This window comes from Actinotignum schaalii FB123-CNA-2 (assembly GCF_000411135.1).
GTDB lineage: Bacteria > Actinomycetota > Actinomycetes > Actinomycetales > Actinomycetaceae > Actinotignum > Actinotignum schaalii_A.
In genome coordinates, this window is sequence record NZ_KE150262.1 from 374,770 (window position 1) to 389,935 (window position 15,166).

Sequence of the window (15,166 nt, forward strand, 5' to 3'; positions counted from 1 at the left end):
GCGCACGCCACGCCGGTTGGGCACGCCACGCCGGGCGCGCACGCCACGCCGGTTGGGCACGCCACGCCGGGCGCCTCGGTCGCCCCGGTCGCTCGTTTCGCGATCCCGGGTGGCTCACGCGCGGACATCGGCAAAATCGCCTTTGAGGCGGGGGTGCAGCTGGACGAACTGACTACCGTCCACCGCTCGCTGGAAGATATTTTCATGGACCTGACCGGCCACGACGTCGAATACGGCGCGGGCCGCCCCACCACGAACCTCCCGGGAGGCCACCGATGAGTACCGCTTATGTTCCCCCGCGCATCAGCCAATTCGCGGCTCCGAACTACCGAGTCACGCTGGGCCGCTCGCTGCGCTCCGAACTGCGCAAGATCCTCACGCTACCTTCGCTGCGCTGGACGCTCGTCATCGGGACGCTCTTCTCCCTGGCGATCACCGCGCTCACCGCCTGGGGTTCCAGCGAGCTCGAACTCAATGCGTACGCCACCGCCATGGGGGCGGAGCATACCCTCGCCGCATACGTCCTCATCAGCGCGAGCAGCATTTTCCAGATCATCATGGTGGCTTTCGGCGCCGTCACGGTGTGCTCGGAATACGCCGCGAATACCATGCGCTCCACCGTGAGCGCCGACCCGCGCCGCTGGCGCAACGTGGCCGCCCGCACCCTCGCGCTCAGCCTGGTCGCCCTGGTCACCACGCTGGTGCTCCTAGGATTGGGCGCCGTGGTGGGCACCCTCTTCGGTCTCACCATCGGTTTCAGCGGCGATGCCTGGTGGCTCTTCCTTAACTTCATCATCGCCATGGTCACCTCCGCGTGGATGGCCCTGGGAATCGGATATCTGCTGCGCAGTTCTGCCGGCACCATTGTGCTCATCCTCGCGGTGATGATGCTCTCCCCGGTGCTCGCGCTTATCCCTTCCGAGTTCGTGCGCAGCTTCGTGATCCCCTACCTCCCGCCGATGCTCCTCACCGCGGCGCTCAGCCCGCCCGGCCTCAACGCCGGCGCCGACGTCACCTCGTTCACGGTTTCCAGCCCGGCCCTCGGCCTGGGGCTGTGGTGCGCGCTGGCGGTGGTGCTGCTTGCCCTGGGCGGCTGGCGCTTCTCGCGCTCTGACGTGTAGTCACGCCTGAGCCGCGGCGCTTTTAAGCACGACGACGCAGGTGGGGCCCGGGCAATCGCCCGGGCCCCACCTGTTTCCCTCGCCCGCGGGCAACCTCGGCTCACAAAGGCGTGGAATAATGAGGCACGATATGGATAAGTCTCAGGAACCCGCAGCGCCCTCCGGCAAGGGCGAGGCAAACCGCCACGCCCGCACCCACCAGCGCAACGGTGATGGCTCGACCGGCCGGCAGGAAGGTGGCGCTTTGCGCCGTCGTCGTTCCAAGCGCGGTACCCACAACAGCCGCAACGCCGGCGGCAACCGCAACCCGCGCGGCCCGCGGCCGTTCACCCCGGCGCAACTCGAGGCGCGCCGAGCGGCTGTCCCGCACATCACCTACCCGGAAACCCTGCCCGTTTCCGCCCGGCGCGCGGAGATCCGCGCCGCCATCGCCGCGAACCAGGTGGTTATTATCGCCGGGGAAACCGGTTCCGGGAAAACCACCCAGCTGCCGAAAATCTGCCTGGAGCTGGGCCGGGGCATCACCGGGCTTATCGGGCACACGCAGCCGCGGCGCATCGCGGCCCGCTCGGTTGCCGAACGCATCGCGGCCGAACTGGGGCAAAGAGTTGGCGGCGCCGTCGGCTATCAGGTGCGTTTCACCGAAGAAGTGGGCCCCACCACGCTCGTCAAACTCATGACGGACGGTATCCTCCTCGCGGAAATTCAATCCGATCCGCAACTGCTGCGCTACGACACCCTCATTATCGACGAAGCGCACGAACGCTCCCTCAATATCGACTTCATCCTCGGCTACCTCGCGCGCCTCCTCCCCGCCCGTCCCGACCTCAAAGTCATCATCACCTCCGCAACCATCGATACCGAGCGATTCGCCGCGCATTTCGGCGAGCACCGCGCGGGCGGGCGCCCCGGCGACACCGCGCCGATTATCGAGGTATCCGGACGCACGTACCCGGTGGAAATCCGGTATCGTCCCCTCGATGAGGAACAGGACACGGAACACGAGGAGCAGTACGACGACGCCGGTGCGCAGCGCGTAACCGCGCCGCGCACCCCGGGCCGGGCCGCGGCACTCGATCAGGTGAGTGGAATCGTGGCGGCTGCCGAGGAGCTCATGGCGGAAGGTGAGGGAGATATTCTGGTCTTCCTCTCCGGGGAGGGCGAGATTCGGGATACCGCGAAGGCCCTCGATGATGAGCTCGGGGCAAGATATGTGGCCCCCGGGGGGAGGTCCAGCGCTCCGGGTGCCGTGGAGGTCCTGCCGCTTTTTTCACGGCTTTCCGCGGCGGAACAGCACCGCATTTTCCAGCCCGGGCCCTATCGGCGCATTATTTTGGCCACGAATATTGCCGAGACCTCGCTGACGGTACCCGGAATTAGGTACGTGATTGACCCGGGCACGGCCCGTATTTCGCGCTACTCGAATAAAACGAAGGTTCAGCGCCTACCCATTGAGCCAATTTCGCAGGCCAGCGCCAATCAGCGCTCGGGGAGGTGCGGGCGTGTTATGGACGGGGTGGCGATTCGGCTCTATTCCGAGGATGATTTCCTGGCTCGGCCCGAATTCACCCAGCCCGAAATTCAGCGCACGTCCCTGGCCGCGGTTATTTTGCAGATGCTCGCGCTCGGGCTGGGCGCCGTCGATGATTTTCCCTTTATTGACCCGCCGGAGGCACGTGCGGTGCGGGCCGGCACCCAGCTTCTCGAAGAAATCGGGGCGATTAGTTACGAGGGTGGTTTCGGGGCCGCGAGCGCGTTTGGGGCGGACAGCCGCCACGCCCCGCGCTTGACCGCCATCGGCCGCCAGCTCGCGCGCCTTCCCATCGACCCGCGGCTGGGCCGCATGCTTATCGAAGCGCAGCGCAACGGGTGCGCTTCCGAAGTGCTGGTGCTGGTGGCGGCGCTGTCGGTGCAGGATGTGCGCGAGCGCCCCACCGAGAAACGCGCCCAGGCCGACCAATTCCACGCGCGTTTCACGGCCGGGTCGTCGGATTTCCTCGCCTATCTGACGCTGTGGCGCTATCTGCGCACCCAGGCGCGCGAGCTGTCCGGTTCGGCGTTCCGGCGCATGTGCCGGGCGGAATTCCTCAATTACCTGCGGTATCGCGAGTGGGCGGACGTGGTGGCGCAGCTTGAGCAGATGGCGCGACCGTTGGAGCTAACGATCCGCCGCCTGGCGCTGCCCAGCTCGAAGCAGATCCGCGCCGCGACCGAAGCCGGGGCCGGGGCGCCTCAGCTGGGCGGGGCTCCGAATTCCGGGGCGGTAGCCCACGCCTGCCGCGAGCTCGGGCGCGGTTCGGATACCCCGGAGTCGGGGGCGATTCACCGGTCGCTGCTGGTTGGGCTGCTGTCCAATATTGGCAATTATTCCCCGCGCAGCCGTGATTACCTGGGCGCACGCGGCACCCATTTCGTGATTTGGCCCGGCTCCGGCCTGCACCGGCGCACCCCCGAGTGGGTGATGGCCGCCGAACTGGTGGAAACTTCCCGGCTTTTCGCCCGCACCGTGGCCGCGATCCAGCCGGAGTGGATCGAGCCGCTGGCGAAGAAGCTGGTGCGGCGTTCCTACTCGGAACCGTATTGGTCGGCGAAGAACGGCGCGGCGATGGTCCACGAAAAGGTGACGCTCTACGGGGTGACCCTGGTGGCGGACCGCCCCGTGCTGCTGGCCACTTCCGGTTCGGATGCGGCGCGCGAGCTAGCCCGCGAGATGTTTATTCGCCACGGCCTGGTTGAGGGCGAGTGGCGCACGCACCACGAGTTCCTGGCACGCAACCGCGCGGCCCTCGAGGAGGCGGGCCGCACCGAAGATAAGCTGCGCCGCCACGGCCTGGTGGCTGATAATGATGCGCTGGCCGCGTTTTACGAGGAGCGCATCCCGGAGAGCGTGGTCTCCGGGCGGCATTTCGATTCCTGGTGGAAGAAGGAACGGCAAGCCCGGCCCGAGCTGCTCGATTTCACGCAGGATTTCTTGCTGGGTGGCGCTGGCGGCGCCGGCGAAGAGGACTTCCCCGCCGAATGGCACCAGGGCGATATCACCCTGCCCATTACCTACACTTTCGCGCCGGGCTCCTTCAACGACGGCATCACCGTGGACGTGCCCATCGCCCTGCTGCCGCGGCTACGCCCGGAAGGTTTCGACTGGCTGGTGCCCGGGATGCTTGACGAACTGGTGGTCGCCACGATTCGTGCGCTGCCCAAACGCGTACGCCGCAACCTGGTACCCGCTCCCGACGTGGCCCGCGATATCCGCGCGGTGCTGCCCGGTTGGGAGGAGGCGGTGCACGGAACGGAACCGATTTCTTTCGAGGACGCTTTTCGCGCGGCTACGGCCCGCGTGCGGGGTATTGAGATCGACGACGCCGCATGGCAGGAGGTACATCTCCCCGCGCATCTGACTGTGAATTTCCGGGTGCGTTCGGAGCGGGGCGCGGTGCTTGAGGAATCGACGTCGCTCGAGTATGTGCAGCGCAGTCTTGCCCCGCAAACCAAGGAAGCGGTGGAAAACGTGGTGGCCGGGGCGGTGGCCCAGGCCCTTGATGAGGCGCGGGCGCGGTTGCGCAAGCCGAGCTCGGCGAAACAGGGCACGGAGCACTCCGCGGGCGCACAGTCTGCGGGCGCCCCATCCGCCGGTACGCCAGCTGCACGTTCGGCCAGCACCACCAGTTCGGAAGGTGCGGCCGCCGCCGAACTCGCATCCGGGGATGCTTTGACCGGCTGGCCCGAGGTGGAGCAGGGGATTATCCCGGCGGTTATTGAAACTGAGGGCCCGGCCGGGACGGTTCGTGCTTACCCTGCGCTTGCTGACCGCGCCGGAAAGGTTGTGCTGGATGTGGTGGCGGAGCCGGGCGAACAGGTGCGGGTGCATCGCGGCGGCGTGATTCGTTTACTCGCGGATGCGCTGGCGCTGCCCGAGGGCCGGATTACCTCGCGTTGGGATGGCGAGCTGGCTTTGCAGCTGGCGGGTAGCCCGGCGCCTTCTACGGCGGCGCTGGTGGCTGATGTGCAGTGGGCGGCGGCGCGGAATCTTGCCGACCGCTGGGGTGCGGCCAATGATGCTAGCCCGGAGGAGCTGCGTTCCGGGCGTGAATTCGAGGAGTTGCAGGCTTGGGCTCGCGATGAGTTCGAGGACGAGGTGTTCCTGATTGCGCAGGGTGCGGGCAAGGCTGCGGCTGCGTGGGCGGAAGTGGAGCAGCTGGTGCGGGATAACCGCTCGGTGGCGCTGCTTGCCACCATGAGCGACGAGCGCGCCCATCTGGATGCGCTCATGCCCGCCGATTTTGTGCGGGCCACGCCGGTAGCACGCTTCTGGGATCTGCCGCGTTATCTTCAGGCCGCGAAGCTGCGTATCGAGAAGGCCGCGGTGAATCCGGCAGCCGATGATTCACTCGCTTGGCAGGTGCAAACCGCGGCGGACGCGGTGGAGAGTGCCCGTGAAGAAGCCAGCTACGCGGCTTTCGATCCGGGCCGCGCCCGGGTACTTGACCACGCCCGCTGGCTCCTGGAAGAACTGCGCGTCTCGCTTTTTGCCCAGCAATTGGGCACCAAGGAAAAGGTTTCCGTCAAGCGCATCCAGAAGCTATTGGCTAGCTAAACTCCATAAGAGCCGCGTGCATCTCAGAATTCACACCAGTCACAAGAATCCCAGCGGGGGCGCTATGTGTTGTGAGAGCTGTACTTCATTTGTCGTACATGCGAAGTACACCTCGGAAAAACACCCCGCCCCGCCGGAGCGGAATGCGTCGTCGTACTTCTTGTAATTACAGGAGGCTGACGATGCCCATGATGACGGCGGCGAGCAGCGCGCCAGCAATCATTCCGCCCCACCATTCCAGCTGGTCCCCGGTGGTGACACGGTCGAGGGACTGCGGCTTGAACGGGAGCACCGGCGCGGTATTGGGCAGCAGCTTGGGGCGCTGTTCCAAGGAGCGCATGAGGGCTTCTTGTTCCGGGCTGGCTTGCTCCACGTTGGCGAGCCCGCCGTAGCCCTTTTCGGTTTGTCGCAGCGGGAGCAGGGTGCCGGGCTTGCTCTCCGCGAAGCCGGCCTGCTCGGCGCCATGCACCGCAATAACGGTGCGGAAATCCGCGGATTTATCCACCGGGCGAACCACCACCGGCACCATGAGGGCCTGCTTGCGCCGGCTATTGCCGACCGTGCGCATGCGCCGGCTTTCGTCGGTCCCCAGCACCCGAGCAACCACATCCACGCCGGGAGCAGCCGGCGTTTTATCGCGGATCAGCCAGGGCAGCGCCAGCAGGAAAGCCACCACCGCGAAGGCCGGGATTAGGTAGAGCGCACGCGAACCGACCAGGGCATTCGGGAACGCAATAAGTCCGAGCACCACACCCGCGCCCAGGCCCCACAGGGTGCCGGTGCATACCCGCCGGGCATGATCGATAGGCCGCGCCGCCGGGAGGTTGCCTTCCCGCCAAATCTCAGCCACAACGTTGGTGCTCATACGTCCTTCCTCTTCCCTCGCATAATTAGTCGCCAGCAGTTATCCGCTCGCCGTTGCTTGCAGGCGGTTTCTGGTACCTCGCTATTCGCGGGCGCTCCGGCCGCGCTGCGTGCCGGCAGCCCCTTTGCGGGTCAATCCGCGCTTTCCATGGTAACCCGGGCTAGCGCAGGCTTTCACTTTCCAGCACCACATCCCCGTTCTCCACCCGGAAGCGAACCGTATGCTCCCGCTCGAAAACCCGCGCGGTATCCGAACGCTTTTCCCAGCTCAACGGAGCAACAAGCCGCCACTCATAGCTGCGCTCCAGCGTGCCTCCCCGCACGCTCACTGTTCCACCCAGCCCTTCCACAGCCGCGCTCACCTGCGGCTTCTCTTTCCAGCTCAGCTTCTCTTTACGGGTGTTCCCGAAAGTGCGATCCTTGCGGAAAGCGGCCGGGCAGCCAGCTGGCGGCGTCGTCGTACCATCACCGCGCACGCAACTTTCCACGAGGCGTTCCACCAGTTCCACCGCGCGTTCGCCCGCGGCCGGAGTGGCCTGGGCGCTGAGACGCGCGGTCGCGGTCTGGCCGGGCCGCACCGTGGCGGTGGCGCCGGCACCGAAGGTGAGGTAGCGCGAATCTCCGGGCGCCGCCACGGTGTAATCACCAGGGAAAGCCGGGGCGGATTCCTGCGGCGAGAGGGCGACGGGTACGTCGTTGATGCTGGTGAGAGCGGGAGGAGTGGAGCCTGTGCCGGCGGAGGCCGGTGATTCGCTGCCGGTAATGTGCGTGGTGCCGTTACCGGAAGCTTGATCGGCATCGCGCTCCACGCGCAACTGCCCGAGGGCACCCTCGCTCACCTGCCAGCGCGGACTCAGGATCGCGGTGGTGCCGCGGCGCACCAGAGTGATGCTCAGGGGTTCTTGAGTCCCGTTGTAGCTGACAACGCCTTCCACGCGCACGGCGGTTTCGGTTTCGATACGGCGGGTTTCGCGCACCTGAAAATCAGCGGGCCGGCCCGGGACAGCGCGATAGACTTCGTCGCTCAGCAGGGCGAGGGAGCCGGAAAGCGCGCCGGGATCGGTAAGGCCCAGCGCATCGCGAGCGCGGCCATCTTCGAGGGCATCCATGTAACGGCTGGCCACGGCCGCGGGCGAATAGTAGGTGGTCGCGAGGAGCTGGCGCACGGCCAGCACAGCCACGGCAATCAGCACCACCGCGAGTGCGCCGAACAATACGCCCCGCCGCCGCATAACTATACGGGTGCGCGCCGCGGGCTGAGGGCTCACTGCGGGCTGAGCGCTCACCGCGCTGCGGGCAGGTTACCGCGCAGCAGCTCCACCAGGCGCTCAGAGCCGGCTTCTACGCAGGCGAGTGTCGCTTCGAATTCGCGCGCCGAACCGCCCCACGGATCGGGCACATCGTACTCGCCAGATGAATAATAAAAATCGGAAGAATGCTGGCGGCCCGAGGCTCGCCCGGCATCGTCGGAAAGAACCCCGCCGTGCCCGAATACGCCCTCCGGCGCGATCCCCACCTCCGGCAGCGCGAACTCGGTCCACAGGTGAATATTGGTCAGGGAAAGCGACAGGGAGCGGCACAGCCGGCGCACCGCCCGGGCGTGGCCGGTGGTCATGGCCAGAATCAGGCCGGCGTTTTCCAGTTCATCGGAGGTGACGCGGTGGGCCCGGTGGTGATCGGGCAGGTCATAGCCGTGTTCGGTGAGGGTGCGTTGGGCGGGCGGGTAAATCGGATTACCGGATTCCTCATTCGAAACCCCCGCGGAGGCCACCGCAATATCAATACCGGCCTCGCGCAACCGCTGGCGCAGCACGATTTCCCCCATGGGAGATCGGCAAATATTCCCGGTACAGACAACAAGAATGCGGGGTCGTTCCGCCAGCGCGCGAACGACGCCCGCACCGGGGTAGGCAGCGGGAGTGGCACTTTCCGTCATGCTGGCAAGTCTAGGCACCGCGCCTGAAAAGTTTTGAGCAGTAGGTCTCATCGAGTGCATACTACGCTGAAAGTATGCAGAATCCCGGGATAGAAACGCCCGAGCGCCTCCGGGCGGACGCCCCGCATCACCCGTGTTGAACTGCGGAAAAGTCACATCCGGGCAGTTCCGCGCCGCGATTACGCATAATCGCAGCTGAAAGCACGTGATTTTCGCCACGATATGCGCGGGGTACGTTTCATACACGGCTTAGTTTTTGCGTCATTTATCTACAACGACGACGCAGGGCCGGGGCGCGCCGCGCCCCGGCCCTGGGAATCAGGCCACTGCCTTAGCTGCCCAGCATCGCCTCAGGAATGCCGGTGCCAGCCCCGGGCTAGTTGATGCGGGTGCCGTCCCCGGCGTGGAAGACATGGATAGCATCCAGATTCGGGGTGGCGTACACGGTGTCACCCACCGCGGGGGCCTTGAACGGTGGAATTCGCACAACCACCTGGGAGGAGCCATCGCCCGAGCCGAAACCGGACTTCTCCACGCCGGCGATCTCGCCATAAACGTAGTTATCCGAACCCAGGTTCTCCACCATATCCACCACGATCGGCACCGAGCTTTCCCCGGGTTCACGCGTGAGCTCCGTGAAGGATTCGGGGCGCACGCCCAGGATCACCTTGCCCTTGTCATCCGGAGTGATTGCGTCGATCACCGCACGGGGAAGGCGAATGCGCGCTTGGCCGAGAACTGCGTCGTCGCCCTCAATATTAAAGGTGCCGAGGTTCATGGCCGGCGAGCCAATGAAGCCCGCCACGAAAGCGTTTTGCGGCCGGTTGTACAGCTCATCCGGGCTGCCCACCTGCTGCAAAACCCCGAAGTTGAGCACGGCGATGCGGTCGCCCATGGTCAGCGCTTCGGTTTGGTCGTGGGTAACGTACACCGTGGTAGTGCCCAGGCGGCGCTGCAAAGTCGCGATCTGGGTGCGGGTTTGTACACGGAGTTTCGCGTCCAAGTTGGAGAGCGGTTCGTCCATGAGGAAGACCTGCGGGTTACGCACAATCGCGCGGCCCATCGCCACGCGCTGGCGCTGCCCACCGGAAAGCGCCTTCGGCTTGCGATCCAGGTACTCGGTCAGGTCGAGAATCTGGGCGGCTTCCTTGACGCGCTTATCGATTTCTTCCTTCGGGGTGCGCGCAATCTTCAGCGCGAAGCCCATATTCTCCGCCACCGACATGTGGGGGTAGAGAGCGTAATTCTGGAACACCATCGCAATATCGCGATCCTTAGGAGAAACATTGGTGACATCGCGGTCCCCAATGTAGATACGCCCGTCGTTAATATCTTCCAGGCCGGCCAGCATGCGCAGCGACGTTGATTTACCGCAGCCGGACGGGCCAACAAGAACAAGGAATTCCCCGTCAGCAATCTCGAGGTTGAGCTGGTTGACAGCCGGGGTATCCGACCCCGGGTAGATACGCGATGCGTTCTCAAATGTTACAGATGCCATTACTGGTCCCTTCACCGGCAGGTACGTGCCGGACGATCCGAGTGAAGAGTGCCGTGATGGGCACCCGAAGCTCCAGCAGTTGCGGGGCGACGACGCCCATCCGGCTTGCGCAACCCGTTCGGTACCAGCGCACCCAAAGGCCGCCAATCCCCTGAGACCACGAAGCCATTAACAGGCCACAATGCCCCCGCACCCGGAATACCCGGGCCATGTACAAATGCTGTGACTTCAGAGTGTCCACTCTGACACAGTCGCCCTGTGCGACATACTCAATTTTGCCAGGAGTGGGCGCGGATTTCCAGCTCTGCTGCCATTTTTTGCGCAAAGCTTCCAGGTTTTTCTCGGGTTCGCGCTGGCCTTGTACACATGGTGTTACTTGCCTAAGTGTAGAGCCACAAAGCACAACCTCACGACAGTGAACCGCGCAGGGTGCGAGCCCACAACATCAAAACAATTTCTTAATGTAGCTGCCGTTGCACTTTGATTTCGAGAAGCCTCAGCAACCGGCCCGCGCGAATCTCACAGGCCTCACTACCCCAATAGTCACACCAGCACCTGGGGAGGGGGCATGTGGTGTCCGAGCTGTAGTGCATATGTCGTACACGCGAAGTACACCTCGGAAAAACACACCTGCCTCCCGCCGGGGCTAACCCGCTGTCACCAGCTGCTGCCCAGCAAAGTGGTACTCCACGACAGCGGAACGAACAGAGTGGTACTCCACGACAGAAAATCGGGCGTTGGCTGTAGCTCCAGTACCACTTTGTTTTTGGGACTTTGACGGAGCAAAGAAAGCGGGGCGCGGGCCTGAGCCCGCGCCCCGTGGAGAGGGGCAGGATCGACACGCCCGATCCTGCCCGAGGGAGGCAGTGAACGCTTCCCGGCTTGTGGTGCTGCCGTGCCCGCACATACTTCCAACGTGGGCCATCGGCACGTTCCGGCGTGGGAACTCCCGGGCCCGGCATGGAACCCGATGCTTAGGAGTGGGAAATTTCCACTCCCTCGCGGACAACCGCCAGCGGGGTCATCGCCTCATTCCAGGCGACAAGATTGACCGGCTTGCCCGGGGTGAAGTCCACCGTGACTCCGGGAGCATCCCAGACGCCACCGGCGTAGACCGGTCCGGCCACCGTGGCCCGCACCAGCTGCGGGAGCGTCAGCTTCCCGCGCCCGGCAAAGAGGGCCACCTGATCAGCCAACACCGAAGCACCGCCGGCCAGAGTATCGGTACCTTCCAAGTAGCAGGCGCCGTCGCGCACTTCCACCGCGAGTCCGCCCAGGGTGTACTTCCCGGGAGGCATGCCGGCCGCGGCCAAAGAATCCGTAACGAAGAAAGCCCCGGGAATACCCAGCTGGCCCGCGCCGGCACCCGCGGCGCCCGCCCCGTTTCCGGCACCGTGCACACCTGCGAACCCGGCCCCGAGATCCGGCTCATCAAGGTAGGCCACCACATCCTCAACAAGATCCGGATGCACGTGGTAGCCATCGGCAATCACTTCGGCGCTGATGAAACCGCGCCGCGCCGCCTGAATGTACTCACGGATCGGCCCGGGTGCCCGGTGCGTGAAAGCCGTCATCGCGTTGAAAAGATGTGTGACAGTTTGTGCGGCTTCCTGCCCGACGGCGCTACCGCTGCCATCACCCAGCGCCGCCAACGGCGTGTACCCGTGCCGGCGCGCCACCTCCAGGGTGCGCGCAATTTCGGCCCGGGTAACCGCACCGTCCCCGTGGGAATGCCCCCAGGACGGCTTACCGCCGTACTCAAGCAGCAGCTCGGCAGCCCGCTGGGCCCCTTCCGCTTCCGGGGCAACGGTCATCGTCTTAATCCAGCCACGCCCGGCTTCCAGCCAGGAACGCAGCTCGGCCTCATCCACCGGGCGGATCACCTCGGGATTTTGCGCCCCGCACTTTTCCCGCGAAATGTACGGGCCTTCCAGGTGAATACCGGCTAGCTCCCCGCGTTCGCAGAACGGCACAAGCGCCTCAATCTGCGGCAGCGGATCAGCCAGCGAAACCAAGGAAGCGAACATCGCCGTGGTCCCCCCGCGCTGGTGGGTACGGATCGCGGTAGCGATCTCCTCTTCCGTATAGTTATCCGGGAACGCGAAACCGCCACCGCCGTGGCAGTGAATATCCACGAGACCGGGGGTAATAACATGTGCCCGGCACACGTGCGGGCTATCAGCGCCCAGCCCAAAAGCCTCCGCGGCCCGAGCTTCGATTCCGCGTGATTCCCGCTCCGCCGCCAGCCCCGCGGTTACCGCGGCGGCCTCCACAGCGGTGAGAACCCGGGCCAGCGTACCGGCGTCGTCGGTCTCAATGCCGTACCCAACCTCGCGGCCGTACCCGTTGAGAACGCGCCCCAGATAAAACACTTAGATCATCTCCCAACGCGCACGGTACAGGTCCGTCAGCTTGAGCTGCGCGGCGGCCTCTTCGTCCAGGAGCACGGTGACATCCGGGTGCATCTGAATAATCGTGGCGGGCCAGAAGGCGCTGATGGGGCCTTCGCACAGCTCGCGCACCGCATCGGCCTTATTGGCGCCGAAGGCGAAGAGCACCAGCTTCTTCGCTTCCATAATGGTGCCCAGGCCCTGGGTGATGCAGCGGGTGGGGACGGCTGCTTCATCACCGTCGAAGAACCGCGCATTGTCCTTGATGGTCTGCGGGGCCAGCGCCTCCACGTGAGTGCGTGACACCAGCGAACCACCCGGCTCGTTGAAGCCGATATGCCCATCTGCGCCGATGCCAAGGATCTGCAAGTCCACGCCGGCCGCGCCGATCTTGGCGTCATAGTCGGCGGCTGCGGCCTGCGGATCCGGGTTCTGCGCATCGGGAGTATTGAGCCCCTCCTCGGTCAGGCCGGTCTTGTCATCCCCCACCAGGTTGCGGCGTAGCACATTGCGGTAAGATTCCGGATGCTCCGGATCCAGCCCCACGTATTCGTCCAGCGCGAAAGCTTTGGCGCCGGAAAGATCAAATTCGCCGGCCGCGTGGGCCTCGCGCAGTGCCGCGTAGAGGAGATCCGGCGTGGAACCGGTGGCCACCCCGAGTGTCGCCTTCGCGTTCCGCGCGAAAAGATCCTGAATAATACGTGCGCCCTCGCGGGAGGCTTCGTCCGCGGTGGCGAAAATTCCGATATGCATGAGATTCGTCCTTTCCCGGGCGCGTTTCACGTGAAACGCGGCAGTGGTCAGTGCTCGCGGGCCCCGCGTTTCAGTTACGCGCGGGAACCCAAATGAAGTTTTAGTTTTCGACGGCTTCGCGGAACCACGTGGTGATCGTGGTCGGGTGCGTAATAGCAGTTCCGACGACGGCCGCCCAGGCACCGGCTTCCATAACAGCGCGCGCCTGCTCCGGAGTGTGGATACGCCCTTCGCAGACCACCGGGATCTCCGGGAATTCTGCGACCATCTGGGCCAGCAGCTCAATATCGGGGCCGTCGGTCTTCGGGCGGTCCCCGGAGTAGCCCGCCAGGGTGGTTCCGAGGATATGGCAGCCGGCCTTCGCCGCGGCGCGGGCATCATCAATCGAGCCGCAGTCCGCCATAACGAGGGCGCCGTCGTCGAGAAGAGCAGCCACGGTTTCCGCGAAGCTCAGGCCATCCGGACGCGGACGGGACGTGGCATCGAGCGCCACGATATCGGCGCCGGCGCTGATGCAGGCGCGGGCATGGCGCAGGGTCGGAGTGATGAAAACGCCTTCGTGGCCCTCTTTCCACAGGCCGATGACAGGCACTTCCACCTGGCCTTTAATCGCGGAAATATCCGCCAGGCCCTGGCAGCGAATCGCCGCCGCTCCCCCGCGCTCGGCGGCGAGGGCCATCTGCGCCATCGTTTCGGGGTGGCGCAGCGGTTCGCCCACGTACGCCTGGCAGGACACAACGAGGCGCCCGCGGAGAGATTCGATCATCGGATGCACGATAACTCCTAAGTTATAACGAGAAATGCAGAGTTGTAGTTATGTGGCGCGCTTCGTGCGGCCGGCGCTCCCAGCGCGGCCCGCGCAGCCCGCGGCGAGACAGTTCGGCGCTCCCAGCGCGCCACCCGCGCGCCACGCTAACCGGCGGTGTGCAAGAAATGGACGGCCGCGCCGATAAGCGGGGCCTGCGATCCCAGGCTACCCTCCACAATCGGGGTGGCAGCGGTGCCCACCATGGCATCGCGCCGGTAGCCCTTACGCAGCGCCTCCATCCAAAACTCACCCACGTGAATAAGCGAGCCAGACAGGATAATAACGTCCGGGTCAAAGGAATTAGCCAGCCCGCCCAGGGTCTGCCCGAGTGCGAAAGCACCGTCCGTGAACACCTCGCGCGCGAACATATCGCCCGCGTCCACGAGGGCTTTCAGTTCTCGACCTCCCCGCACGACGACGGGGCGCTGCGCGCCCGGGGCCTTCCGGTAGGCACTTTCGGGAACATCGGCGATCCCGGTGAGGGAAGCCGCTGCCGCGGCAGCGTAACTCGCGCCCTTCACGTGCGCTTCGGCTTGGCGCTTGGCGTAGAGGCGGGCCGCCCCACTACCCGAGGCCACTGATTCCACGTGGCCATCGCGCCCGCAGGAGCACACCAATCCGGCGGCATAAGGATGGTGAATATGGCCGAAGTGGCCGGCCACCCCGTGCGAACCGAAAAGGATCCGGCCATCAATAACGGCCGCGCCGCCCAGCCCGGTTCCCACAGCGATAACAAGGGCGGTACGCGCGCCGGCGCCCGCCCCGTACGTTGCTTCCCCGAGGGCGTGCCCGTGCACGTCATTGAGGACCCGCACCGGCAAGCCGCAGCGTTCGGCAAGATGTGGGCCGAGGGGCTGACCGCCCCAGCCGGGCATGGTGTCCGTGGCGGAGGTAATGCACCCGGTCTCCACGTCCACCACTCCGGCGCTGGCGATAGCAATTCCACTCACCGGCGTTCCGGCGGCACTGGCTGCCGCGATCTGGCGTTCCGCGAAATCTGCGATATCCGCCAGCACCCGGGCTCCACCACGCCGCGCCTCGGTTGGAATACTGGCCTCGAGGGAGATGCGCGGGGCATCACCGCCCGGGGCGGTGGCCGCAAAGGTCACCACCGCCCCCGCGATTTTGGTTCCCCCGATATCCAGCCCGAGCAGCGAAAACTCGGAGCCGGGCTGGAACGGTGCTACCTTCATGAGTGCTCC

10 protein-coding genes and 1 pseudogene are annotated in these 15,166 nt (G+C 65.3%); 3 read left to right on the top strand and 8 right to left on the bottom strand.

What is annotated here, in order from left to right; translation table 11 throughout:
* The 3 genes and pseudogenes from HMPREF9237_RS09560 to hrpA all read left to right on the top strand — a co-directional run.
* Window positions 1–279 (top strand): annotated as a pseudogene (locus tag HMPREF9237_RS09560) (hypothetical protein); the annotation flags it as partial.
* On the top strand, window positions 276–1,121 hold the full coding sequence (locus HMPREF9237_RS01540; protein WP_016441958.1) for an ABC transporter permease: 846 nt from the start codon (window positions 276–278) through the stop codon (window positions 1,119–1,121). The pseudogene HMPREF9237_RS09560 and the gene HMPREF9237_RS01540, both read left to right, overlap by 4 nt.
* A 118-nt stretch (window positions 1,122–1,239) precedes the next feature.
* Window positions 1,240–5,715 carry an ATP-dependent RNA helicase HrpA gene (gene hrpA, locus HMPREF9237_RS01545; RefSeq protein WP_155875765.1) on the top strand — a complete coding sequence of 1,492 codons (4,476 nt, stop codon included), beginning with the start codon at window positions 1,240–1,242 and terminating at the stop codon, window positions 5,713–5,715.
* 166 nt (window positions 5,716–5,881) lie between these two features.
* Here hrpA and HMPREF9237_RS01550 read toward each other — a convergent pair whose 3' ends face one another.
* The 8 genes from HMPREF9237_RS01550 to HMPREF9237_RS01585 form a co-directional block, all read right to left on the bottom strand.
* Window positions 5,882–6,580, bottom strand: a complete 699-nt coding sequence (locus HMPREF9237_RS01550; RefSeq protein WP_016441960.1) for a hypothetical protein — start codon at window positions 6,578–6,580, stop codon at window positions 5,882–5,884.
* 160 nt (window positions 6,581–6,740) lie between these two features.
* Window positions 6,741–7,793, bottom strand: coding sequence for a hypothetical protein (locus HMPREF9237_RS01555; protein ID WP_231366646.1), 1,053 nt, complete (start codon window positions 7,791–7,793; stop codon window positions 6,741–6,743).
* A 68-nt stretch (window positions 7,794–7,861) separates the two neighbouring features.
* Complete coding sequence (locus HMPREF9237_RS01560) at window positions 7,862–8,515, bottom strand: low molecular weight protein-tyrosine-phosphatase (protein WP_016441962.1); 654 nt, start codon at window positions 8,513–8,515, stop codon at window positions 7,862–7,864.
* Window positions 8,516–8,891: 376 nt separating this feature from the next.
* Window positions 8,892–10,013 (bottom strand): ABC transporter ATP-binding protein, encoded by a 1,122-nt coding sequence (locus HMPREF9237_RS01565; protein ID WP_016441963.1) that lies wholly within the window; start codon window positions 10,011–10,013, stop codon window positions 8,892–8,894.
* Between the two features lie 974 nt (window positions 10,014–10,987).
* A complete protein-coding gene (locus HMPREF9237_RS01570; RefSeq protein WP_016441965.1) occupies window positions 10,988–12,385 on the bottom strand; it encodes an N-acetylglucosamine-6-phosphate deacetylase in 1,398 nt (465 codons plus the stop codon).
* The gene (locus tag HMPREF9237_RS01575; protein WP_016441966.1) at window positions 12,386–13,156 is read right to left on the bottom strand and encodes a glucosamine-6-phosphate deaminase; all 771 of its coding nucleotides are present in this window, start codon (window positions 13,154–13,156) and stop codon (window positions 12,386–12,388) included.
* 100 nt (window positions 13,157–13,256) lie between these two features.
* Window positions 13,257–13,931: an N-acetylmannosamine-6-phosphate 2-epimerase gene (locus HMPREF9237_RS01580; RefSeq protein ID WP_016441967.1), complete on the bottom strand. Its 675-nt coding sequence runs from the start codon at window positions 13,929–13,931 to the stop codon at window positions 13,257–13,259.
* 137 nt (window positions 13,932–14,068) lie between these two features.
* On the bottom strand, window positions 14,069–15,157 hold the full coding sequence (locus HMPREF9237_RS01585) for an ROK family protein (RefSeq protein ID WP_016441968.1): 1,089 nt from the start codon (window positions 15,155–15,157) through the stop codon (window positions 14,069–14,071).
* Window positions 15,158–15,166: the final 9 nt, after the last annotated feature.